We start from the raw sequence: 21,501 nt of genomic DNA, 5'->3' as shown, positions 1-21,501 counted from the left end.
AGGAACGTATATGTGCTGCTGATTCTTAGTAGCCACGGAAAGTTGAGTCATTGATGACTGTGAGTACCGCTCCGAGCGTCTTCGACGCCGGTCTGCCTACCTTCAACTACGGCCTGGACGCCACCCCGCATGACATCCTGAGGGACGTCCGGGAGGCGCAGGCATGCGCTCCTATCGCGATCGGGCCCCTCGGTCCGGAGATCCTGTCCTACCGCATGGCTCGGGATATGCTGCGCGACAACAGATTCAGAATGCCTCCTGGCATCACGCTGGCAGCGCAGGGGATCACCTCAGGCCCGCTGTATGACAAGATGATGAGCAGCCTTCTCGGTCTTGACGGTGCGCCCCACACTCGCTTGCGCAAACTGGTTTCCAGGGCATTCACTCCCCGCGCGACGTCACGCCTGCAGGACACGATTCACGAGGTGGTCAACGGGCTGATCGATGAGGTCATCGACAGTGGTCAGTGCGACGTCGTGACCGACATCGCCCGGCCCTACCCCACGCCGATCATGTGCGCGCTGATCGGTGCGCCAAGCGTGGACTGGCACCTCTTCTCAGACTGGACCGACCAAATATTTACGGCCTTCAACTTCCAGCCCGACGCCAACTTCGATGAAGCCGCAATCATGCGGTCCTGGAGCGAACTCGACGCCTACGTCGACGAGATGGTCGCCGAGCGCCGCAACCACCTGACGGACGATCTGCTCTCGGAGCTCATTCGCGCCGAAAGCGACGGCGACCGGCTCAATCTCGACGAACTGCGCATGCTGGTGGCCGGCTTCCTCATGGCGGGAACAGATACCACCCGACACCAACTGGCCGCCTCGGTGCAGGTGCTCTGCGAGCATCCCGATCAGTGGGCGAAACTCGGCGACCATCCCGAGCTTGCGATGCAGGCAGTCGAAGAGAGCATGCGCCATTCACCGGCGGTCTGTATCGCCCCCAGGGCCGCTCAAGGCGACGTTGAATTCGGCGGCTATACGTTCCCGGCCGGGACCTTCGTCTTAGTGAATACCCTTGCCGCCAACCGCGATCCAGCAATCTACGACAGTGCTGACCGCTTCGACATCACCCGCCAGGACGCGCCCGCGATCCTCACCTTCGGCGGTGGTGCGCACTACTGCCTCGGGGCAAACCTCGCACGCCGGGAACTGGCAGAAGCACTCATCATCCTCACTCGTCGCCTCACCGCACCCCACCGCGTCGGCCCGGCCCCCTGGAAATCTCTGCTGGGAATGACCGGCCCCACCACACTGCAGATTGAGTTCGACAGCGACATCCTGGTGGCCACGGATGCGTAGCCGAGGCTGGGCGGGTGTCACACCCGCCTCAGACGAAGAGGCAATCGCCCGCATTCTCAATGCGGTCGACGAAGTGGTCGCCGAACAGGGATCAACGCTGCGTCTGGCCGACGTCGCCCGCAAACTCGGAGTCACCCGCCAAACGGTGTACCGCTACTTCCCCAACGCCGACGCACTACTGATCGCCAGCGCCATGCGTTCCGTCAACGGTTTCATCGACCAAGTTGTGGTTCACGTCAACGGCCTCGACGACCCCGTCACTGCACTCGTTGAAATCATTGCGTTCGCAGTAGAGAACCTCACCGGTGACCCGCAATTGGAGGGCTTACTCAGCCAGCGAGGCGAGGACCAACCTGCCGTTTCCCTCACCTCGGACACGGCGATCTCATTCTGCTTGTCGGCGTTTCGGCGCCTCGATATCGATTGGAAGCTTCACGGCTTCGACGACAGCGCGCTTCATGAACTTGCGGAAATGACCCTACGCACTGTGCAATCGCTGCTCACCGACCCAAGCGAGCCGACACGTCAAGGAACCGAACTGCGCCGTTTCCTAGCCCGGTGGCTCGGACCAGCAATCCTCTATCCGCGAATCGCCTCACTATCGATCATTGGCACGGTCTAATCTCTCGTCGCGTGGCACGGGGTGGCATCAGAAGGGTGGTTCGTCGACCCAGGGGTCTGACGTGGCGGGAGCGCGGCCGCGGGCAATGGCAGGTTTGGTGACCACGTCGACGTTAGGGATGTCATCGCGGTCGATGAACATGATTTAGCTGCGTTTGGAGGCGTTCAAGGCGTTGCCGATCAGTTGCGTGCAGACTTGGTGATCTCGCCGCCAGCCACGATGAATGCGTGATCGACCAGTACACGTTCGTTGTGGGCTCTAGCGAAGCGTGTGTCGCCTAACCCAGATCCCCACGGGAATGTCCCGATGCACATGCGTCAGACGTAAGAGGTCGACTTGCCCACTGCCTACACATGTAACTGACGTGCCGAACAGGCATCTATCGAGTGATTTGGATATTGGTTACAGATTTTGGATATTGGTTACAGACAAGGGGTGATCGTTCAGTCGTACATGAACCGGTGCAGGAACGGCGTCATCCGGCGCAGGTAGTCCAGCTGGCTCACGTGTAGAACGTGGCTGCCCGGGAACCAGTGCAGCGCGCACCGGTCCCAGTGCTCCCACAGGGCTACCGCGTGGTCCGGTGGTGCCATCCGATCGCCCAACCCGGTGATGATCATCCGGCGGTCCTTGGCGAGCAGCGGCTGGTAGTTCAGCGGGCCGTGGTAGGCCAGCCCGGCTTTCAACTCCGCACGGGAGATGCCGGTCAGCCACAAGCCCAGCCCGATCAGCTTGCTGGACGGGAACCACTGCTCGAAAAGGTCCCCAGGCGTGACGACCGGACAGTTCGGGATCACGGCTTTGAGCCGGTCGTCGACGGAGGCCACCAGCGCCGAGGTATACCCACCGAGCGAAAGCCCGGTCAGAGCAATGCGTTCCACGCCGGTACCGTGCAGATAATCGACGAGGGAACGGAAGTCGTGAACGGCCTGGGCCATCGACTCGGCGAACCCGCTCAGTCCGTTGGCGAAATACCCGTAACCGCTGAACGGCGAATGCTTTTCGGCTCGCTTGCCATGAAATGGCAACGTGTACAACACAACGTCGTAGCCGGACCGGAAATACCAGGGCAGCGAGAAGAACAAGCCGTTGAGCAAATAGGACGATCCCATGAACCCGTGGATCACGCACAGGGTCGGTCGCGGGCCGTCGTCGTGGCGCCAATGCTGTGCCCGCACAACGTTATTGGCAGACAGTGAGCTCCAGCGTTTGCGCAGTGCCGGATTGACGGGCTGGAAGCTGCTGGGGAAAGCGATGTTGTCGATGGATGCCAGCGCGACCCGTTCGGCGAGCGGGCTGGTGCGCCGAGTCACTGTGCCCGGCGGCTCCGTGGGAGCCGGGAAGGACACCCGCGGGTCGTGTTCGGCTGCGAGTTCGGCATAGAACTTCAGATTGTCGCGCTCGCTCCGGGAGTTGATCCGGCGCAGGTTGTTGCTGATGACAGCCGGGGCGACCGTGGTGGACAGCACTGACGAGGCCGTGGTGCGCAGCGCGAGATCGCTGATCGCCGAAGCCTCGACGACGATGCGCTGGCGGGCCGTCAAGGCGGACCGAGGGGGCAATCCCTCGATAGTGGCATCGCCGCCGGGCACATCAGGAATGGGCACCGGCGGATTGATCGGATCTGCCTCCTCGGCTATCCCCGAGATATCAGCCATTACGCCGATGGTAACCCGCCCATTTTGCCGGGCGCGAGAGGACTCGACAGCATCGTCATTTAATTTCGTACCGTTGGGTGCGCATTGCGAGCCGTTCCGGTATTACGGTTTGTTTGTCATACCCGACGGACCTTGACCATTTCGGGTGTCGAGCAGGAGGTCGATATGTGGGATCCCGACGTCTACTTGGCATTTGCGGATCATCGCAGCCGTCCGTTCTACGACTTGCTGTCGCGGGTGGGTGCGGAACGTCCGCGCCGGGTGGTGGATCTGGGCTGCGGTCCCGGCCACCTGACCCGGCACCTCGCCAAGCGCTGGCCCGGCGCGGTGATCGAAGCGATCGATAGTTCGCCGGAGATGGTGGCGGCCGCCCGCGAGCGGGGCATCAACGCCACCACCGGGGACGTCCGCAACTGGAAGCCGCAGCCGGACACCGACGTGCTGGTCAGCAACGCAGCATTGCACTGGGTGCCTGAACACTCCGAACTGCTGGCCAAGTGGGTGGGCCAGCTGAGTGACTCGTCGTGGATCGCCGTCCAGATCCCGGGCAACTTCGAGGCGGCGGCGCACGCCGCGGTGCGAGCCTTGGCGCGTCGCGAGCCGTACGCGAAAATCATGCGGGACATACCGTTTCGGGTCGGCGCCGTCGTTCACCCGCCGGCCCAATATGCGGATCTGTTGATGGACGCGGGCTGCCGGGTGGATGTTTGGGAGACCACCTACCTGCACCAGCTGACCGGCCAGCATCCGGTGCTGGAATGGATCACCGGTACCGCGCTCGTGCCGGTGCGGGAGCGCCTCGACGACGAGGGCTGGGAGCAGTTCCGCTCCGAACTCGTGCCGCTGTTAGATGACGCCTACCCGCCCCGGCCCGACGGCACCACCATCTTCCCGTTCCGTCGGGTGTTCATCGTGGCGCAGGTCGGCGGGGCGCGCCGTTCAGCCGGTTAACCCGGGCTCGACTCCGTCCTCGATACCGCGATCGGTGGCGATCGCGGACCTGCTGGTCGGGGTGGTGTGGTGAATCTGCCGATAGGTTTCGGTGTAGCGCTCGGCGATCCGGGTGCCGGCAAAATCTGACGGGATCACGTCACCGGTGCGCTGGCGCCAGTCATTGAGCAGCACGGCAAGGTCCGCCGCGATGACATCAGCTTTACTGGCATTGCCGGCATCACCGGCCTCGGTGACCAGCAGGTTGCGCGTCTCGGTGGGGTCGGCGCGCAGATCGTAGAGTTCCCGCTGCGGTCGTGGCGCCGTGACGAAAGGCGCAACGGCCAGGCCGGACGGGCTTTCTTCGATGTCCCACGGCAGGTCCAGCAGTGGGCGCGGCACGTAGTTCTCGATGTAGCTGTATTCCTTGGTGCGGATGGCCCGAATGGGATCGAACGAGTCGTGGTAGGTCTTCGTGGTGTACACGTAGTCGCGCACCGGGCCACCGGCTTCCGGCGCGAACAAGGCCTCCGCATGCGAGGTGCCCTCGACGTCGGCAGGCACCTCGATGCCGAGCAGGCCCAGCAGCGTCGGCAGCAGATCGACGCCGCTGAACAACTCGTCGTAGACCCGCGGTGGCAACGCCAGCCGGGTGGGCGGACGGACGATCATGGCGATGCCGGTGCCCGCGTCGTACAGGGTGGATTTGGCGCGGGGGAATGCCGGCCCGTGGTCACTGAAGAACACCACCCAGGTGTCAGCATCCAGACCCGTCGCGGAGAGCGTGTCCAGCAGCTGACCGACCGCGGCATCTGCGGTGGTGATGGATCCGTAGAAATCCGCGAGATCCTGGCGCACCTCGGGCGTGTCCGGCAGGTAGTCGGGCAGCGCCACGGCCGCGGTGTCGGCCGGGTCGTAGCGGTCGTGCGGATAGGGCCGGTGCGTCTCGAAGAAGCCGGCCGTCAGCAGGAACGGCTGACCGGACGGGTGGGGGGCGCCTCCGTCGGAAGAATCGGAAACCGAAGCCCAGTCCTGCAGCCACTGCTGGACCTTCTCCACCACGTACTCGCAGAACGAGTTCGACACGTCGAATTCGTCGAAACCCAGCCGCTTGGGGTAGGACGTCTCGTGCTGCATACCGAAAAGAGCTGAATACCAGCCTGATTCGGATAACAGCTGGGGGAGGGTGCGCACGTCGGAGCGGTACTCCCAGCCGTGGTGGGCAAGGCCCACCAGGCCGTTGCTCTGCGGGTAGCGGCCGGTGAACAGCGATCCGCGAGAGGGCGAGCACAGCGGTGCGGTGGCATGGGCCCTGGTGAACTGGATGCCTTCGGCGGCCAGGCGATCCAACCGCGGGCTCGACACGTCCGGGTGGCCGTAGACGCCGAGATAACGACCGAGGTCGTGCCAGTGCACGAGCAGGACGTTCTGTGGGACTTGCTCAGAGTGCTCATCCGTCACCGTCTGCCGCACCGTCCTCTCGTGTCCGGCCTGGGGCCCATCGGTTCTCTGAGACGAAATCCGCCAACGGGCGCGCGACGGCCCAATGGTCCAGTTCCAGTGCGGGCCGATCGGGAAATTCGGGCACCGGCCCCAGACACAGGATTGCCACCGGATCCGCATCGGCGGGCATCTGCAGCAGGGCCGCCAACTTGGACGGGTCGAAAAGTGACACCCAGCCCATGCCCAGGCCCTCGCAGCGAGCCGCGAGCCAGAGGTTCTGAATTGCGCAGGACACCGACGCCAGATCCATCTGTGGCAGCGTGCGCCGCCCGAAGATGTGCGACTCCCGGTCCTCGCACAACGCCACCACGAGCAACTCGGCGCACTCGAGGACGCCCTCGACCTTCAACGCGAGAAATTCGGCTTCCCGTCGTCCCAGAGCGGCCCCCGTCAGTGCGCGCTCCTCGTCGACGAGCGCGTGGATGCGTCCCCGAAGCTGCCGGTCGGTGATTCGGATGAAACGCCACGGCTGCATCAGACCCACACTGGGCGCGGCGTGTGCGGCTTGCATCAGCCGTGTCAACACCTCCTCGGGTACGTCGCCGCCCGGCACGAAGCGGCGCATGTCGCGTCGCTGCGAGATCGCGCGGTAGACCGCGCGGCGCTCGGCTGCGGTGAACGCGTGATCCGTCACTCGGCCATCGTAGGAACGTGACCGTCACGGACTGTAGGTGACGCCCACCGCCCGGAAAACGTACTCGGGTGGGACGTCGAAAGCCAGCGATCGCTTCGGCAGGCGTGCGAGCACATCGTCGCTGATGGCGTCCTTGAAGTGCAGCGAGAGGTGGCCGTGAAACCGCTCGTCGACGTCGGCGGTGTCGAGATCGAGTTGCAATCCCGTCGCGGAAATCTCCGCTTTCGCCGCGCCACTCTGGGAGTCGTCCCATCGCACGTCCACGGCACGGCCGGCCAGCTTGGGCACCACGGAGAGCGTCGCGAGAACTCGCTGCGAGGTGAACGCCAGCGAACCCGAGTAGCTGGCGATGGTGCCTTGCGACCGCAGTCCCGGAATCGAGCCGCTGAACTTCCTGGTGACCGCGACAAACTCGGCGAGGTGGATGAGTCCCTCGTCGTCGATCTGAGCATGCAGGTCGGCAGGCAATTTGCCGACGCCGAACAATCTACGAAGAATCACGGCCATGACGCCAGTATGGAGATGTTTCACTATCGCTGCACCGATGCTGGTGTCCGGGTAGCCCGTGACCGACCGACAAACACCTGAGCCAGTTGCTCCTCGCGTTTCCCCCGTGGTCTGGCAGGCCGCGTCGCTTGCTGTGGCGGCCCTGGTGCTCTACGCCGCACTGTGGATCGGACACCGGCACCATTGGGGCTGGGTCGGCGCCTTCGATTGGTCGTTGCTGAACCCGGCGCACGACATCGGGATCAAGCATCCGGGTTGGGTGCGGTTCTGGGTTGACGTGTCCTTCTGGCTGGGGCCTTACCCGCTGCGACTGTTGGGGCTGGCGGTGGGCCTGTACGCCCTGGCGCGACGCCGCGTGCGAATCGGGCTGCTGCTGCTCGCGTGTGCGCCCCTCAACGGGTTCGTGACGCTGGTGGCCAAGGAACTGGCCGGCCGACCGCGTCCGGCGACCGCCTTGGTGCACATTCCGGAGACGTCGTTCCCGTCCGGGCACGCGCTCGAAGCGATGGCGTGTGTGCTGGCGCTGCTGACCTTTGTGCTGCCGATGGTGAAGAGCCGGCCGTTGCGGATCTTCGCGATCGTGGTGGGCGCACTCGCGGTATTCACCGTGGGTATTGCCCGAGTGGCGTTGAACGTGCATCACCCCTCGGACGTGGTCGCCGGCTGGGCTCTGGGCTACGTCTACTTCCTGCTGTGTCTATGGATATTTCGGCCGACGCCCCCTTTTCGGCCCAGACCTGTCACGACGGCGTAATACAACCGAATCTGAACCTTTACTTGACCCCCGGTTCCGTCCGCCGGACGATAAAGCGATGCGCAGACTGCTGGCTCTGCTATGTGCTGTGGTGGGCACCATCGCTGTCGCCGCGGCGTTTGCGTCAGCGCTGGCCCCGGCAGCGGGAGCGGCCGGTAACCCGTGGTTCGCAAACTCGGTTGGTAATGCGACGCAAGTGGTTTCGGTCGTCTCGACCGGAGGCTCGAACGCAAAGATGGACGTCTACCAACGCACCGCGGCCGGCTGGCAGCCGCTCAAGACCGGCATTCCCACCCATGTCGGTTCCGCGGGAATGGCTGCGCAGGCCAAGAGCGGCTATCCGGCCACCCCGATGGGGGTCTACAGCCTCGATTCGGCATTCGGCACCGCGCCGAATCCCGGTGGCGGACTGCCTTATACGCAGGTTGGACCGAACCACTGGTGGAGCGGCGACGACAACAGCCCCACCTTCAACAGCATGCAGGTGTGTCAGAAGGCGCAGTGCCCCTTCAACACCGGCGACAGCGAGAACCTGCAGATCCCGCAGTACAAACATTCGGTGGTGATGGGCGTCAACAAGAACAAGGTTCCCGGGGGTGGCGCCGCGTTCTTCTTTCACACCACCGACGGCGGCCCCACCGAGGGCTGCGTGGCGATCGACGACGCCACGCTGGTGTCGATCATCAAGTGGCTGAAGCCCGGCGCCGTGATCGCGATCGCGAAGTAGGTCCGTCAGTCCTTGAGGTCTGCGCGGGCCCGGCCCGGCTTGACGTTGAACTTGAGATCCGTCACCGACATCGTCGCCTCATAGGTGCGGTCGTAGCCGGTTGCGCTGATCCGCCACCCGTCCGGAGTGCGCCGGTACTGATCGCGGTAGAACGCCGCACCGATCAGCATGAAGTCAAACTCGGCCACGATGACACGGTCCTGCAGATACCAGATGCCCGACGCGGTGTCGCCCGTGACGGTGATCTCCGGATGCGTCACTCGATGCTCAGTGACCACACCGGGCCCCATCGCCGAGCTCAGGTACTCCACCAGATCCTTGCGATTGTCGAAGTGCAGTTCCTTGCCCAGTGACGACCCGTAGGCGCCGACGATGTCCTCGGTCATCGTGTCGGCGAACTCGTCCCAGTGCTTGGTGTCCATCGCCCGCAGGTAGCGGTACTTGACCTGCTTGATCGCTTCGACGTCTGCCACCGGGTAAGTCTCATTGCTCACCAGGTCATTGCAACACACTGTTTCTGTCGCCCGAATTTGAGGGCCCAAAAAGGATGTGATCTGTCAAGTTGGCGACTATACCTTTTCGGTGACGACACGACATCGACCGTATACCAATGGGCTTGCGGCCAAAGCACATACGGCGTGCCAGTGGATATGGTTATCCCGCTGACTACCGACCCGCAATCGACGAGGTATCCGCCATATGTACGACCCGCTGGGGTTGTCGATCGGGACCATGAACCTGGTTGCTGCGACCAACGAGAGTTCTCCGGTTATCCGTCGCGCTGTGCTGACGCTCTATCCGCACTGCGCCCCGAAACTTGGTGTGCTCTGCCAGAATTCGAATCTGGTCGAGCCCGGGACTCTGATGAGTGCCTTCGTGGAACGCATCGGTGATTCTGTAGCGTTGATTTCCCCGGACGGCTCCGCGCACGATCCCGACCTGCTGACTGTCGAGGCGTTGGACGCGATGGTCATCGCGGCCGAAGCCGATGCGAGCTCGTCGGAGATCGCGATTGCCGTTCCGGCGCACTGGAAGCCGGCCACCTTGCAGGCGTTGCGCAACGCGCTTCGCACACACGTCGGCTTCGTTCGCAGCGGTATGGCGCCGCGCCTGGTGCCCGATGCGATCGCTGCACTCACCGCGGTCAACGCCGAAGCAGCTGTCCCCAGCGAAGGGGTAGTAGGCCTGCTGGACTTCGGGGCTTCCGGCACCAATGTCACGCTGCTGGAGATGAAGCGCGACATCGAACCCGTCAGCGACACAATGCGTTACGACGATTTCTCCGGTAATCACATCGATCAGGCGTTGCTGCTGCATGTCATGGACGAACTCGGCCACGAGGATGACGACTCCTCCGGCACCGCCGTCCTCGGTCAACTCAGCCGCCTGAGCGAACAGTGCCGTGAGGCCAAAGAGCGGCTGTCCACCGAAGGTTTCACCGAGTTGGCCGTCGAGATTGCCGGCTCCACCACCGGTATCGAACTGAGCCGGGACAAGTTCGACGATCTGATCTCCGACCGGCTGACCGGTTTCATCTACGCCTTCGATGACATGCTGGCCCGCAACAAGTCGAGCTTCGCCGACCTCGCGGCCGTAGTGACGGTCGGCGGCGGAGCCGCTATTCCGCTTGTCGCTCAGCGTCTTTCATTCCACACCAGGTTGCCCATCTTCACGTCTTCGCAGCCGGTTAGCGCTGCGGCCAAGGGGGCCTTGCTGCTCGCTGAGCGCGGGGACGGGTTCGATATGCGAACCCGAACGTCCATCGGTTTGATGGCGCAGGCCGCCAAGGCCGCCGCCGGCACCAGCGTGATCGACCCGCCCGCCCGCGACGTGCTGGTGATCGACCACGATGCGTTGACCGACCGCGAATTGGCTTGGTCGCAAACCGAGTTCCCCGAGGTACTGACGCGGGCGTCGGTCCCGGAGACCTATAACGATGACGGCGCGTGCTTCTCCATGCGGCTCAACGTGATCGACCGGCCGAAAGAGCCGCCGTGGCGCCGTATTCGGGTGTCCCAGGTGCTCATCGGTTTGTGTGCCGCGGTAGCCATGACGGCGATTGGCGGGGTGGCGATCACGCTGACTGCCGTCGAGCAGCGTCACACCAACCATCACGCCCCGGTGGTGCCCAGCGTCGCACCGATAACGTCATCGCCCGCTGCCAAGCTGCCGGCTGCCATTCCGACCAGTCCGGTTGAGGCCAGCCCCCTTCCGCCGCCGCCGAGCGAAGCGCCGCCGCCCAGTGTCGCGGCGCCCACCAGCGTCGAACCTCCGCCGCCGGCACCGTCGCCACCTCCGGCACCGCCACCGGCAATGACGACAAGGCCGCCGGCGCCGGTCACCACCACCGTGCGACCGCCGGCCAACACGACCCCCTCGATGACGCCGACCACAACCCAGCCGGAGTCACCGGCGGCGGAGTCACCGCCCTCGGAGCCACCTGCGACGGACCCGTCCTCGGTGAAGATGACCACCCAGTGGGTGAAAGTGCCGCTGATCCCGATCCCGATACCGATTCAGGTCCCGGCGAACCAGGTTCCGGCGAATCAGGCTCCGCAGAATCAGGCTCCGCAGAATCAGATTCCGCAAAATCGGGTTCCGCAGAATCAGCTCCCGCAGAATCCGGGCGCACAGAATCCCTTCTTCACCCCCGGGAGCCCATAAAGTCTCAACCTCGCGTTTAGCTGTCTCATTTGAGCTTGATCAGAATCACTCCCCACTTCGATGTGCGCGAGTAAGGTTTGAGCTGGCAAACTGCATACAGGCCAGCTAAGCGGTTGCTCCAGCAGTGGGGCGCGAACCATGTTGACGGCGGCCCGCGCGGCGCGCCGGTTGCCTAGACCCCGAAGCTGGCCCGTACATGGCGGGGAGGGGCTATGGACATAGTGCTTGGGGTTTCGATGGAACCCACAGCAGTCCGCTTGGTGCTGATCGAGGGGGCCAGCGCCGACGGTGTCACTGTCGAAGAAGACAGCATCGAGGTCGCTGCGTCAGGCACCGACGGAGACGAAGAGACGGACGCGTCATATGCGCCCGGTCAGGTGATCGCCGGGTTGGTCGGCACTCGCGAAGGCGTGCTCGAGGGCGGTCATCAGCTGGTATCGACCGGGGTGACATGGACGGACCCCGGCCAGGTCGTGGCGCTGCGCGCTGAACTGGCCCTGCATGACGCCGGAAGCGTGATGTTGGTGTCTCCGTTGCTCGCGGCGGCCGCGCTGGCGCAGACGGTGGGTTCGGCGCTCGACTATCGGCACATCGCGATGTTGTTCGTCGAAGTCGGTAGTGCGACGTTGGCAGTCGTCGATATCGCCGACGGCTCCATCGTTGACTTGCATCGCCACTCGCTGAAGGGCACCTCGGTGGCCGCGGAGTTGGTGACGTTGGTCGCTGGTCTCGATGCACCGAGGTCGCGCGCCGACGGCGTGTTTCTGATCGGCTGCGGCGTCGACATCGTCGAGATCAAGCCCGCGCTGGAGGCTGCGACTTCACTTGTCGTCAGCGGTCCGGAGGAGCCGGAGATGGCATTGGCTCGCGGAGCGGCGTTGGCTTCGGCGAATGCGCCGCTGTTCGCGTCGTCGACGTCCGCGCTGGCCTACGCGCTGGATCCGGGCACCGGCGAGGTGAACCCGCGGGCGCTCACCCCGAGCTACCTCGACGTCTGCGCCATGGCCGGTGTCGGCGACGGTGCCCTGGCCTACAGCGCTGTAGAAGACGAAGCGGGGGACGCGGACGAAACCACCGTCGTCCCGACTGCCGAGGCCGAACCCAAGCGCCGGCCGCTGGCACTGGTCAGTGGAGCGTTGGCCGGCGTCGGTCTGGTCGCGGCGGCGATGCTGATCGTTTCGCTGGCCTCGAATGTGCGGCCGACGGCGGCTCAGCAGCCCAGCATCGCCGAAAACGTCGGTACGCCTGCCATGCAGGGGCCGGCCACCGAGTTGCCGGCACAGGTTCTGTTGCCGATTCCCAGCTCGGCACCGCCCGCGCCGCCTCCTGTGGAGGTGCCTGTGGCGGCACCCGCGCCTCCGCCGGTGGTACAGGCACCGCCGCAGACGGTCACCAGACCGGCTCAGAACCCGGGTTATCTGGCCCCGGCGCCGCAGCCCCGTCGGGTGCCGACTCGACAGGCGGCGCCGGTCGAGCAGGCACCCGTGCAAGCGCCCGTACAAGCACCGCCGCCCGCGGCGCCTCCGCCGGCCGCGCCGGCTCCCGCCGCACCACAGGCGCCGGTGCCGACGTTGTACCTGCACCTACCCTTCGTCTCGATTCCGATTCCGCTCAACCCGCCGCCGCCACCGCCGCCGCCGGCGGAGCCTGGGCCTTAAGCCCAGGGCTTAACCGCGTGGCGAATCCGGCCGCGTGAGCGCAGACTGGGCATTATCAGTCTTATCGGCTAGGAGGTCGCGTGAGCGACAAGGGTGGATTTGGTTTTGACCCCGACGATTTCGATCGGGTGATCCGCGAGGGCACCGAGGGCCTGCGCGACGCGTTCGAGAAGGTCGGCAGGTTGGTCGGTGGCCCCGTCGGGCGAACCGCATGGTCGACGATCTTTGAGGATGTGTCCCGGCGCAGCCGCCCGGAGCCGGAGACCACCGGCCAGGCCGGTGACGGGGTGTGGGCCATCTATACCGTCGACGACGACGGCGGCGCCTTCGTCGAGCAGGTGTATGCCAACGAGTTGGACGCCTTGCGTGCCAACAAGAACAACACAGACCCGAAGCGCAAAGTGCGGTTCCTGCCCTACGGCATCGCGGTGAGCGTCCTCGACGATGCCTCCGCCCGTCACCGGGACGATCCGAAGCCCGAATCGGCCGACGATACGGCGTAGCCGAGCGCGGCCTATTCTCTCCATATTGTGGCCGCAACCTCGTCCGTATGTCGCAGCTGCGGGTCCGAGCCGCGTAAGGGGGCCCGGTTCTGCGACGCCTGCGGTTCGCCGTTGACGGTGGTCGTCGAACCGGCCGAATACAAGCAGGTGACGGTGCTCTTCGCCGACGTGGTGCACTCCATGGACATCGCGGCGGCGCTGGGTCCGGAGCGGCTGCGCGAGGTGATCACCGAACTGGTCGATCGCTGCGCCGCCGTGGTGCAGCGCTACGCGGGCACCGTGGACAAGTTCACCGGTGATGGCATCATGGCGCTGTTCGGTGCGCCGATCGCGCTGGAAGACCATGCATTTCGTGCCTGCCTAGCGGCGCAGGACCTGCAGCAGGTGGCTCGGCAACTGGCGGTTGAGGTGGCGCGCAGCGACGGGATCGACCTGCGACTGCGCGTCGGCCTGAATTCCGGTCAGGTCATCGCCGGCGAGGTCGGCGCCACCCACCTCGGTTACACCGCGGTCGGTGAGCAGGTGGGGATGGCGCAGCGGATGGAATCGGCTGCCCCGCCGGGCGGCATCATGCTCAGCGAGTCAACCGCCCGGCTGGTCGAGGATCGGGTTGTCCTCGCTGACCGTGAGGTCGTGCACATCAAGGGGGTCGCGGCCGGGGTGCCGGCGCGGCAACTGCTGGCGGCCGACCTCGAGTGTCGCCGCAAGGTTCGCCACGAATCCCGCCTGGTGGGGCGGCAGTCCGAGACGGAAGCCATCGCCGAGTTGCTGGACCGGGCCGCTGGCGGCCACGGAGCCGTCATCACGGTGAGCGGCCGCCCGGGCGTCGGCAAGACCCGGTTGGTCCGCGAAGCGGTGGCGACCGCGACGAGCGCGGGTTTCGAGGCGTTCGTCACCTACTGCGAGTCGCACACTAAGGACATCCCGATCCATGCCGTCTCGCGACTACTGCGCGCGGTGTTCGGTGTCGCCAACGTCACCGTCGAAGCGGCGCGTGCCCGGGTCCGCGCCAAGAACCCTGATGCCAGCGCCGAGGATCTGGTGCTGCTGGACGACCTACTCGGCATCCGTGACAGCGACACGCCAATGCCCGACATCAGTCCCGATGCCCGGCGCCGTCGTCTCGGCGATCGGATCAGGATCATGGCGTCGCGACGCACGGAACCGGTGGCGTACATCGTCGAGGACGCACACTGGATCGACAACGTCAGTGAATCGATGCTTGCCGAATTCGCGGCAACGGTGGTCAAGATGCGGGCGATTTTGCTGGTCGCCTACCGGCCCGAATATTCCGGAGCGCTTGCGCAGACCCCCGGAGCGCATCACCTCAACCTCGCGCCGCTCGATGACTCCCACAGCGCCGAGCTGATCAAAGGACTGCTCGGCGAGCATCCTTCAGTCCGCAGCCTGGCTGCCGTGATCGCCGACCGTGCTGCCGGCATACCGTTTGCTGCCGAGGAGATCGTCCGGGATCTGGCTGAGCGAGGTGAGCTCGAGGGCGTTCCGGGCGCCTTCGTGTGCCAGCGCGAGGTGCGTCATATTCACGTACCCGCCAGCTTGCAGGCCATCATCGGAGCCCGCATCGACCGACTGTCGGCGACGGCGAAGCGCACCTTGAACGCGGCCGCAGTCGTCGGCGCGCGGTTCGACACGGAATTGCTGGAGAGCCTGCTGGATTCGATTGATGTGTCGCCGCTCGTCGAAGCCGAACTCGTCGAACAGGTCGGGTTCACCCCGCACGCGACCTTTGCGTTCTGTCATCCGCTGATCCAGACGGTGGCCTACGAGTCTCAATTGAAGTCCGGGAGATCCGAACTGCACCGACGGGTCGCCGGTGTGATGCAACGAACGCGCGGTGGGTTCACTGGTCAGGAAGCCGCGATCGTCGCCACCCAGTATGCGGCGGCCGGTGACATGCGCGACGCGTACGACTGGCACATGCAGGCGGCCACATGGTATGGCGCGCGCGACATTCGGGCCGCCCGCGACAGCTGGCAGCAGGCCGTCAGCGCGGCGGACCAGATCGCAGACGACGAACCCGAGTTGCTGGCCATGCGTATCGCGCCGCGAGCCCTGTTGTGCGGCAGTGCCTTTCAGGCAGGCGGCACTCCCGCGGACACCGGCTTCGAGGAACTGCGGGAGCTGACCACCGCCGCTGGTGACAAGGCTTCACTGGCGTTGGGAATGGCGGGTCACCTCACCACGTTGGTGTTCAACTCCCGGCACTCCGAAGCGGCCGAGATGGCGTCGGAGTTCGCCACGCTGGTTGAGTCGATCGGCGATCCGGCAATGACGGTGGGGTTGTTCTACGCGGCAGCGCAAGCCAAGTGGGAAGCCGGCGAAGCGACGGAAGCCCTGCGGCTACTACAGCGGGTGATCGATCTGGCCGACGGCGATGCCACCATGGGGGATTTCATCATCGGTTCTCCGCTGGCGTGGGCGATCACCGTCAAGGGCGCCGCGGGAATGTACCTGGGACGACCGGGATGGCGCGACGATCTCGAGGCGGGCATCGCGCTCGCCAAAACCGTTGACATGGCGGCCAAGCCGTTCATGCAGCTGTACAAGTACCAGTCTGCCCTACACAACGGTGCCGTGTTGCTCAATGCGCAGGACGCCGCACACAGTGCCAAGGCCTTGGAGATCGCCCAACGCTCCGGCGACAATGTCGCACTCGCTTACGCACTGCTCAATCGCGCAACGACGTTGTTGCACACCGATTCTGTGGCCAGCGGACTGGAATGCCTGGCCGAGGCGCGACAGATGTTCATCGATCAGGAGCTCACCCTGTCGCTGCGGCGTATGTCCGATATCGAGGTTGCCCGAGAGCAGACGAGATCGGGGGACTTGGACAGCGCGATCGCTTTGGCTGCAACGGTTCTCGACGAGCAATACGCCTGTGGCGAGATGATCTTCCGCGGCCCCGCCACGGTGGTCTTGGTCGAGGCATTGCTGGCACGTGGCGCCGCGGCCGACATCGAAGACAGTGAGCGTGCGATCGATCGGCTGGCAAACGTACCGACCGAGCCGGGCTTTGTGCTGCACGAGCTTCCGGTGCTGCTGCTACGGGCGCTGGTGGCACGAGCACGCGACGACGAGCCGGGGTATCGGCAGCTGGTCGAGCGCTTCGGGTCGTTGGCGAGGGAGTCCGGGTACGAGGGCTACGCGGCACGTGCCGAGGCGATGGCCTGATCGCGCACAGCCGTCAGCCCTGGTTTACCTCGTTCCCGCTGCCGGCCTTATTGATCTTCGGCGAACCCGAGTGGTAGGTCACCTTGTTGTTGAGGCCGGACGCCTCGATGGTGTCGGCGGTATCCACGGTGATGATGTTGTTCAGGCCTGACACGTTCACGGTCCCGCAGTGGCCGGTGATCGTGATGATGTTGGAAATGCCGGTGACGGTGATGGTGTTGCCGCTGCACGGGATCGTCTTGGTCTGGTCGATGCCGGAGACGATCACCGGCTGACCGGCCGGCGCGGTAGATGCGGGTGGCGGCGCCGAACCCGGTACGTGGGTCTTGCCGGGGGGGTCGCCGGATGGTGCGGGCCCGCCCGGCGAAGTGCTTTCGGTCGGCGACATCACCACCAGGTCGCCATGTGAGAACTGCCGGGCTGCGTAGGCCGCGATACCGCCCACCAGCAACAGAACGCCGACGATGCCAACCGCCGCCAGGATCCAGAACCAGCGGATTCCCGATGATGGGCGGGGCGTTGTCCCGGGGTACGGGCTGTTGTAGCCGTATGGAGGCGGGGTCAGGTTCCCCGGCAGGGGAGGCGGTGCCTGGTTTTTCGAAAGGGACAGGGGAGGCGGCACCGGCCCGGACGGGGGCGGTGGATAGCTGTAGCCGCCGGGCTGCCCCAGTTCGGATGCGCTGGCCCGATCACTCAGGGGCTGCTCCAGCTCCCTGATCCGGGCTTCGGGGTCATCCTCTGAGTTCATGGTGAGATGCTCCCATACCACTTGCCGCGGCGAATAGGCTCGGCAACGTGCCTGAATTGCCGAATCGCCAGATCTTGTTGCGCCGTCGTCCCGTTGGGCTGGTCCAGCCCGGCGACACCGAGTTGGTCACCCGCCCGGCGCCGGAGCCCGCCGAAGGTGAAGCGCTGCTGCGCACTACCTACGTGGGCCTCGACGCCGCCGTCCGGACGTGGCTCGATGACCAGCCCAGCTACCTGCCGCCGGTGCAGTTAGGCGAAGTGATCCGGGCCGCTGGCATCGGAGAGGTCGTCGAATCACGGTGTGATGCTTACGCCGTCGGCGACATCGTGACGACGCTGACCGGATTCCAGGAGTACATGATCATCCGCGACGACATCTTCAGCACACCCATCCCGGGTGAAACCGATCAGCTGGCGATCATGTCGGTGTACGGCCCGACGGGTGCCACCGCCTACTTCGGGATGACCGACATCGGCCGCCCTCGGGCGGGCGAGACGGTGGTGGTCTCGGCCGCTGCGGGCGCTACCGGCTCGGTGGCCGGGCAGATCGCCAAAGTCGCCGGGGCCCGGGTGGTGGGCATCGCCGGAGGGCCGGAGAAATGCCGGGCGGTGGTCGAGGACTTCGGCTTCGACGCGTGCATCGACTACAAGAACAGCGACGTGGTGGCCGGCCTGAAGGAGCACTGCCCTCGCCGGGTGGACGTCTACTTCGACAACGTCGGCGGACCGATCCTCAACGCCGTGCTGGGTCGGCTGGCGCAGAAGGCGCGCGTGGTGCTGTGTGGCGTCATCTCGAGTTACCTCACCGGCGAGCACCCGGGACCGGCGAATTACGTGAATCTGCTGTCGAAAACCGCGTCGATGCAGGGCTTCAACTCACTCGACCAGTGGGGGCGCTTCGACGAAGCGTTCGCGAATCTGCGGCAATGGGAGGCCGAGGGGCGACTGCGGCACCGACAGACCATCTTCGACGGTGTCGAGTCGTGCGTCGACGCCCTCAACGGGCTGTTCACCGGGGCCAATATCGGCAAGACGTTGGTGAAGGTCAGCGAGCCCCGCTAACCGCGGCGGCGCCGCCGACCTTAGAGCTGACTGGGAGCTAGGTCACGTCGAGTCGCCAGAGTCCGCGTAACGTCAATTGGGCTGCTATCTTCCATGCCATGCCACAGATGGACCGTCGCCGCATGATCATGATGGCGGGATTTGGCGCATTGGCTGCCGCGATCCCGGCCCCGATAGCGGGTGCCAGCCCGTCTCGAACCCCCGCACCTGCCGCTCCGGCAGCTGGCGGAACCGGTTCCTACATCTGGCACGACGAGTTCGACGGTCCCGCGGGCTCGGCGCCCGACCCGTCCAAGTGGCGTATCTCCGGTTTCCGGACGCCGATCCGGAACCCGGTCGGGTTCGATCAGCCGCAGTTCTGGGGCCAGTACCGCGACAGCCGCGCAAACGTGTTCCTGGACGGCAACTCCAACCTGGTGCTGCGGGCCACCAACGCCGGCGGCATCTTCGGCGGCCTGGTCCACGGCCTCTGGCGCGGCGGTGTCGGTACCACCTGGGAAGCCCGGATCAAGATGAACTGCCTGGGGCCCGGCATGTGGCCGGCCTGGTGGTTGTCCAACGACGACCCAGGCCGCAGTGGCGAAATCGACCTCATCGAGTGGTACGGCAACGGCACCTGGCCGTCGGGTACCACGGTCCACGCGAACCCGGACGGCACGGCATTCGAGACGAACCCGATTGGCGTGGACGGCAACTGGCACAACTGGCGGGTCCGGTGGGACGTGACCGGAATGTACTTCTGGGTCGACTACACCGAGGGTGCCCAGCCCTACTTCTCGGTTCCGGCTACCGGCATCGAGAACCTCGACGAACCCATCCGCGAGTGGCCGTTTAACGACCCTGACTACACCGTCTTCCCGGTCCTCAACCTGGCGGTCGGTGGTTCCGGCGGCGGTGACCCTGCGGCCGGCAACTACCCGTCGGACATGCTCATCGACTGGGTGCGCGTCTACTAAGGCAATTCAGCCCGGTGGGTCTACGCGGGCCGCATTCGAACGTATGATCGATCGATGGGGCGGCTCGCGTCGATCGGATACAACGGGCAGCCGCTCCGGGGCCCGTTTCGCCCGGTGCAACCGCCGGTCACGGTGCTGATCGACTTGACCGTGCTATTTCCGCGCGAGCCGCATCGCTCCGGCCGCTACCAGCCCAACGGCCTGCAGCTGCACAAGGTGGTCGAGGGCAAGCTGAGCTGTTGGGGTGTTTGCGAGCAGGGTGACTGGTGGGGTTTGGTCACCTACCCGGTGCAGTTCGGGTCCAAGCAGAAGACGGTGACGCACTGGATACCGGCCTGGACATTGCGGCGTAAAGCGGAGCGCCCGGCGCAGTGATGAATTAAGCCCCTAGGGTGTACCCAATGAACCGGCGGCCCTGGCGACCTACGCGCAGCATCAAACAGATCACCAAGGGCCTAGGCGGCCTCGATCGCGAACTGTTCGAGGCGATCGCCGAGAGCCCCACACCCCTGCTCGACATCGCAATGCCGCCACTGACTCGGGCCGCCGACCATTCCAAGCTGTGGTTCGCCATCGCCGGGGTGCTGTTCGCGTCCAGAAAGAACTCCGCGCAGCGCGGCGCGACCCGCGGCTTGGTGTCACTCGGGGTTGCCAGCCTGCTGACCAATCAGGTGGCCAAGCGACTCCGGCAGCGCCCGAGGCCCCTGTATGAGTCGGTGCCGTTGGTCCGGCGGGTCCGGCGCCGGCCGACATCCAACTCGCTGCCGTCGGGGCACTCCGCCAGCGCGGCCGCATTCGCGGTCGGAGTCGGGTTGGAGAGCCCGACGCTCGGCTTCGGCCTGTCGTTGCTGGCCGGGCTGGTTGGGCTGTCCAGGGTGGCGACTGGGGCGCACTACCCCGGCGATGTCGTCATCGGGTTCGGCATCGGCTCGGGTGTTGCCGTACTGGGCAGCCGCCTGGTGCCACCGATCGTTGAAACCAAACTGCCCAGAACTGAACCGCTTCGGATCGAGACGCCGGAACGGCCCGACGGCGCGGGGGTCGTGCTGGTGATCAACCCTGCGTCCGGCAGCGGCACCGGAGCCCGGGTGGCCGACGAGGTCCGCGCCGAACTGCCGAAAGCCGAGATCGTCGAGCTGGGCGAGGGTGACGAACCCTTGCAGGTGCTGCGCGCCGCCGCCGAACGTGCCGAGGTGCTCGGGGTGGCCGGCGGTGACGGCACCGTGTCCGCAGCGGCGGCGGTTGCGGTCGAAACGGGCCTGCCGCTGGCGGTCTTCCCGGCTGGGACGTTCAATCATTTCGCCAAGGACATCGGCTGTGACTCGGTAGCCAAGACCGTCGACACGATCCGGCGGGGCAGCGTGGCGTCGGTCGACCTGGTGCGCCTCAACGAGAGCCAGATGGTGGTCAACACCGCCAGCATCGGCGCTTATCCCGCGTTCGTCCAACAGCGGGAGAAGCTCGAAAATCGAATCGGCAAGCCGCTGGCCGGTTTGTATGCGATGCTGCACACGCTGCGCAACGAAGAGCCGGTGCGCATCCGTTACGACAACAAGATCCTGCACACGTCGTTGTTCTTCGTTGGCAATTCGCTATATCTCCCAACGGGATTCGCGCCTTCGCGGCGCACCCGCATGGATGACGGCCTGCTCGATGTACGCATCCTCGAGACGGGTCGCCGGTTGGCGCGGACCCGGATCTTGACGGCGCTGTTGCTGGGCCGGCTGGAACGCAGCCCGCTGTACCACGAGATGCAGGTTCCCGAATTCAGCTTCACCTCGTTGGATGCCGCGACCGTCGTCGCCCATGACGGCGAGGTCGGCGAGGAGTACTACGAGGCCACCTTCAGCGCGAAATACCGGGCGCTGCAGGTGTTCCGGCCGCTGGTTTAGGTTTCGTGACGGTCGCAAGCGCGGCGGAGCCGGGCGCAGCGGGCCGGCACCATCAGGTTTCGTGACGGTCGCAAGCGCGGCGGAGCCGGGCGCAGCGGGCCGGCGCCATCAGGTTTCGTGACGGTCGCAAGCGCGGCGGAGCCGGGCGCAGCGGGCCGGCGCCATCAGGTTTCGTGACGGTCGCAAGC

Annotated in this window: 19 protein-coding genes; 13 read left to right on the top strand and 6 right to left on the bottom strand. The window is 65.4% G+C overall.

The window, feature by feature from the left end:
• Nucleotides 1-53 precede the first annotated feature (53 nt).
• Both ACZY1I_RS11730 and ACZY1I_RS11725 read left to right on the top strand, forming a co-directional pair.
• Nucleotides 54-1,304, top strand: a complete 1,251-nt coding sequence (locus ACZY1I_RS11730; RefSeq protein ID WP_463754566.1) for a cytochrome P450 — start codon at nucleotides 54-56, stop codon at nucleotides 1,302-1,304.
• Entirely contained in the window at nucleotides 1,297-1,926 is a 630-nt protein-coding gene (locus tag ACZY1I_RS11725) for a TetR/AcrR family transcriptional regulator (RefSeq protein WP_463754565.1), read from the top strand. Before ACZY1I_RS11730 ends, ACZY1I_RS11725 begins: the two co-directional genes overlap by 8 nt.
• A gap of 443 nt (nucleotides 1,927-2,369) precedes the next feature.
• Here ACZY1I_RS11725 and ACZY1I_RS11720 read toward each other — a convergent pair whose 3' ends face one another.
• Nucleotides 2,370-3,584, bottom strand: coding sequence for an alpha/beta hydrolase family protein (locus ACZY1I_RS11720; protein ID WP_463754564.1), 1,215 nt, complete (start codon nucleotides 3,582-3,584; stop codon nucleotides 2,370-2,372).
• Between the two features lie 165 nt (nucleotides 3,585-3,749).
• On the opposite strand from ACZY1I_RS11720, the gene ACZY1I_RS11715 reads away from it, so the two are divergent.
• On the top strand, nucleotides 3,750-4,535 hold the full coding sequence (locus ACZY1I_RS11715) for a trans-aconitate 2-methyltransferase (protein WP_463755093.1): 786 nt from the start codon (nucleotides 3,750-3,752) through the stop codon (nucleotides 4,533-4,535).
• Here the strand turns inward: ACZY1I_RS11715 and ACZY1I_RS11710 are convergent.
• Genes ACZY1I_RS11710 through ACZY1I_RS11700 form a run of 3 tightly spaced genes read right to left on the bottom strand, consistent with a single transcriptional unit; the run spans nucleotide 4,524 to nucleotide 7,158 of the window.
• Nucleotides 4,524-5,975: a sulfatase family protein gene (locus ACZY1I_RS11710; protein ID WP_463754563.1), complete on the bottom strand. Its 1,452-nt coding sequence runs from the start codon at nucleotides 5,973-5,975 to the stop codon at nucleotides 4,524-4,526. The two genes, ACZY1I_RS11715 and ACZY1I_RS11710, sit on opposite strands and share 12 nt — an antisense overlap.
• A complete protein-coding gene (bluB, locus tag ACZY1I_RS11705; RefSeq protein ID WP_463754561.1) occupies nucleotides 5,965-6,651 on the bottom strand; it encodes a 5,6-dimethylbenzimidazole synthase in 687 nt (228 codons plus the stop codon). Before bluB ends, ACZY1I_RS11710 begins: the two co-directional genes overlap by 11 nt.
• A gap of 24 nt (nucleotides 6,652-6,675) precedes the next feature.
• Nucleotides 6,676-7,158, bottom strand: coding sequence for a hypothetical protein (locus ACZY1I_RS11700; RefSeq protein ID WP_463754560.1), 483 nt, complete (start codon nucleotides 7,156-7,158; stop codon nucleotides 6,676-6,678).
• A 106-nt stretch (nucleotides 7,159-7,264) separates the two neighbouring features.
• Between ACZY1I_RS11700 and ACZY1I_RS11695 the strand changes: the two genes are divergently transcribed.
• Together ACZY1I_RS11695 and ACZY1I_RS11690 are read left to right on the top strand one after the other, a co-directional pair.
• Nucleotides 7,265-7,912, top strand: a complete 648-nt coding sequence (locus ACZY1I_RS11695) for a phosphatase PAP2 family protein (RefSeq protein WP_463754558.1) — start codon at nucleotides 7,265-7,267, stop codon at nucleotides 7,910-7,912.
• Nucleotides 7,913-7,970: 58 nt separating this feature from the next.
• Nucleotides 7,971-8,639: a L,D-transpeptidase family protein gene (locus ACZY1I_RS11690; protein ID WP_463754557.1), complete on the top strand. Its 669-nt coding sequence runs from the start codon at nucleotides 7,971-7,973 to the stop codon at nucleotides 8,637-8,639.
• Nucleotides 8,640-8,644: 5 nt separating this feature from the next.
• On the opposite strand, the gene ACZY1I_RS11685 is transcribed toward ACZY1I_RS11690, so the two are convergent.
• Entirely contained in the window at nucleotides 8,645-9,151 is a 507-nt protein-coding gene (locus ACZY1I_RS11685; RefSeq protein ID WP_463754555.1) for a nuclear transport factor 2 family protein, read from the bottom strand.
• 187 nt (nucleotides 9,152-9,338) lie between these two features.
• On the opposite strand from ACZY1I_RS11685, the gene ACZY1I_RS11680 reads away from it, so the two are divergent.
• The 4 genes from ACZY1I_RS11680 (at nucleotide 9,339) to ACZY1I_RS11665 (ending at nucleotide 16,656) form a co-directional block, all read left to right on the top strand.
• Nucleotides 9,339-11,303: an Hsp70 family protein gene (locus tag ACZY1I_RS11680; protein ID WP_463754554.1), complete on the top strand. Its 1,965-nt coding sequence runs from the start codon at nucleotides 9,339-9,341 to the stop codon at nucleotides 11,301-11,303.
• 212 nt (nucleotides 11,304-11,515) lie between these two features.
• Nucleotides 11,516-12,961 (top strand): DUF7159 family protein, encoded by a 1,446-nt coding sequence (locus ACZY1I_RS11675; protein ID WP_463754553.1) that lies wholly within the window; start codon nucleotides 11,516-11,518, stop codon nucleotides 12,959-12,961.
• Between the two features lie 80 nt (nucleotides 12,962-13,041).
• Nucleotides 13,042-13,464, top strand: coding sequence for a hypothetical protein (locus ACZY1I_RS11670; protein ID WP_463754552.1), 423 nt, complete (start codon nucleotides 13,042-13,044; stop codon nucleotides 13,462-13,464).
• A 117-nt stretch (nucleotides 13,465-13,581) separates the two neighbouring features.
• Entirely contained in the window at nucleotides 13,582-16,656 is a 3,075-nt protein-coding gene (locus ACZY1I_RS11665) for an ATP-binding protein (RefSeq protein ID WP_463755092.1), read from the top strand.
• Nucleotides 16,657-16,669: 13 nt separating this feature from the next.
• Here the strand turns inward: ACZY1I_RS11665 and ACZY1I_RS11660 are convergent, their stop codons facing one another.
• A complete protein-coding gene (locus ACZY1I_RS11660) occupies nucleotides 16,670-17,404 on the bottom strand; it encodes a DUF3060 domain-containing protein (RefSeq protein ID WP_463754551.1) in 735 nt (244 codons plus the stop codon).
• Between the two features lie 47 nt (nucleotides 17,405-17,451).
• Between ACZY1I_RS11660 and ACZY1I_RS11655 the strand changes: the two genes are divergently transcribed.
• The 4 genes from ACZY1I_RS11655 (at nucleotide 17,452) to ACZY1I_RS11640 (ending at nucleotide 21,313) form a co-directional block, all read left to right on the top strand.
• Nucleotides 17,452-18,465 (top strand): NADP-dependent oxidoreductase, encoded by a 1,014-nt coding sequence (locus ACZY1I_RS11655; protein WP_463754550.1) that lies wholly within the window; start codon nucleotides 17,452-17,454, stop codon nucleotides 18,463-18,465.
• A gap of 98 nt (nucleotides 18,466-18,563) precedes the next feature.
• Nucleotides 18,564-19,421 carry a glycoside hydrolase family 16 protein gene (locus ACZY1I_RS11650; RefSeq protein ID WP_463754549.1) on the top strand — a complete coding sequence of 286 codons (858 nt, stop codon included), beginning with the start codon at nucleotides 18,564-18,566 and terminating at the stop codon, nucleotides 19,419-19,421.
• A 54-nt stretch (nucleotides 19,422-19,475) separates the two neighbouring features.
• On the top strand, nucleotides 19,476-19,796 hold the full coding sequence (locus tag ACZY1I_RS11645) for a hypothetical protein (RefSeq protein ID WP_463754548.1): 321 nt from the start codon (nucleotides 19,476-19,478) through the stop codon (nucleotides 19,794-19,796).
• Nucleotides 19,797-19,822: 26 nt separating this feature from the next.
• A complete protein-coding gene (locus ACZY1I_RS11640; RefSeq protein WP_463754547.1) occupies nucleotides 19,823-21,313 on the top strand; it encodes a diacylglycerol kinase family protein in 1,491 nt (496 codons plus the stop codon).
• Nucleotides 21,314-21,501: the final 188 nt, after the last annotated feature.

It is taken from the genome of Mycobacterium sp. IDUB_37, from assembly GCF_055419245.1.
The sequence above is the reverse complement of the archived record's forward strand: the minus strand, read 5'-3'. Positions and strand labels throughout refer to the sequence as shown.

What these genes read in the sequence shown, in the direction of transcription:
- ACZY1I_RS11730 (WP_463754566.1), top strand. Translation starts at nt 54, where the DNA reads ATGACTGTGAGTACCGCTCCGAGCGTCTTCGACGCCGGTCTGCCTACC.
- ACZY1I_RS11650 (WP_463754549.1), top strand. Translation starts at nt 18,564, where the DNA reads ATGCCACAGATGGACCGTCGCCGCATGATCATGATGGCGGGATTTGGC.
- ACZY1I_RS11725 (WP_463754565.1), top strand. Translation starts at nt 1,297, where the DNA reads ATGCGTAGCCGAGGCTGGGCGGGTGTCACACCCGCCTCAGACGAAGAG.
- ACZY1I_RS11715 (WP_463755093.1), top strand. Translation starts at nt 3,750, where the DNA reads ATGTGGGATCCCGACGTCTACTTGGCATTTGCGGATCATCGCAGCCGT.
- ACZY1I_RS11720 (WP_463754564.1), bottom strand. Translation starts at nt 3,584, where the DNA reads ATGGCTGATATCTCGGGGATAGCCGAGGAGGCAGATCCGATCAATCCG.
- ACZY1I_RS11680 (WP_463754554.1), top strand. Translation starts at nt 9,339, where the DNA reads ATGTACGACCCGCTGGGGTTGTCGATCGGGACCATGAACCTGGTTGCT.
- ACZY1I_RS11675 (WP_463754553.1), top strand. Translation starts at nt 11,516, where the DNA reads ATGGACATAGTGCTTGGGGTTTCGATGGAACCCACAGCAGTCCGCTTG.
- ACZY1I_RS11640 (WP_463754547.1), top strand. Translation starts at nt 19,823, where the DNA reads ATGAACCGGCGGCCCTGGCGACCTACGCGCAGCATCAAACAGATCACC.
- ACZY1I_RS11700 (WP_463754560.1), bottom strand. Translation starts at nt 7,158, where the DNA reads ATGGCCGTGATTCTTCGTAGATTGTTCGGCGTCGGCAAATTGCCTGCC.
- ACZY1I_RS11645 (WP_463754548.1), top strand. Translation starts at nt 19,476, where the DNA reads ATGGGGCGGCTCGCGTCGATCGGATACAACGGGCAGCCGCTCCGGGGC.
- ACZY1I_RS11660 (WP_463754551.1), bottom strand. Translation starts at nt 17,404, where the DNA reads ATGAACTCAGAGGATGACCCCGAAGCCCGGATCAGGGAGCTGGAGCAG.
- ACZY1I_RS11690 (WP_463754557.1), top strand. Translation starts at nt 7,971, where the DNA reads ATGCGCAGACTGCTGGCTCTGCTATGTGCTGTGGTGGGCACCATCGCT.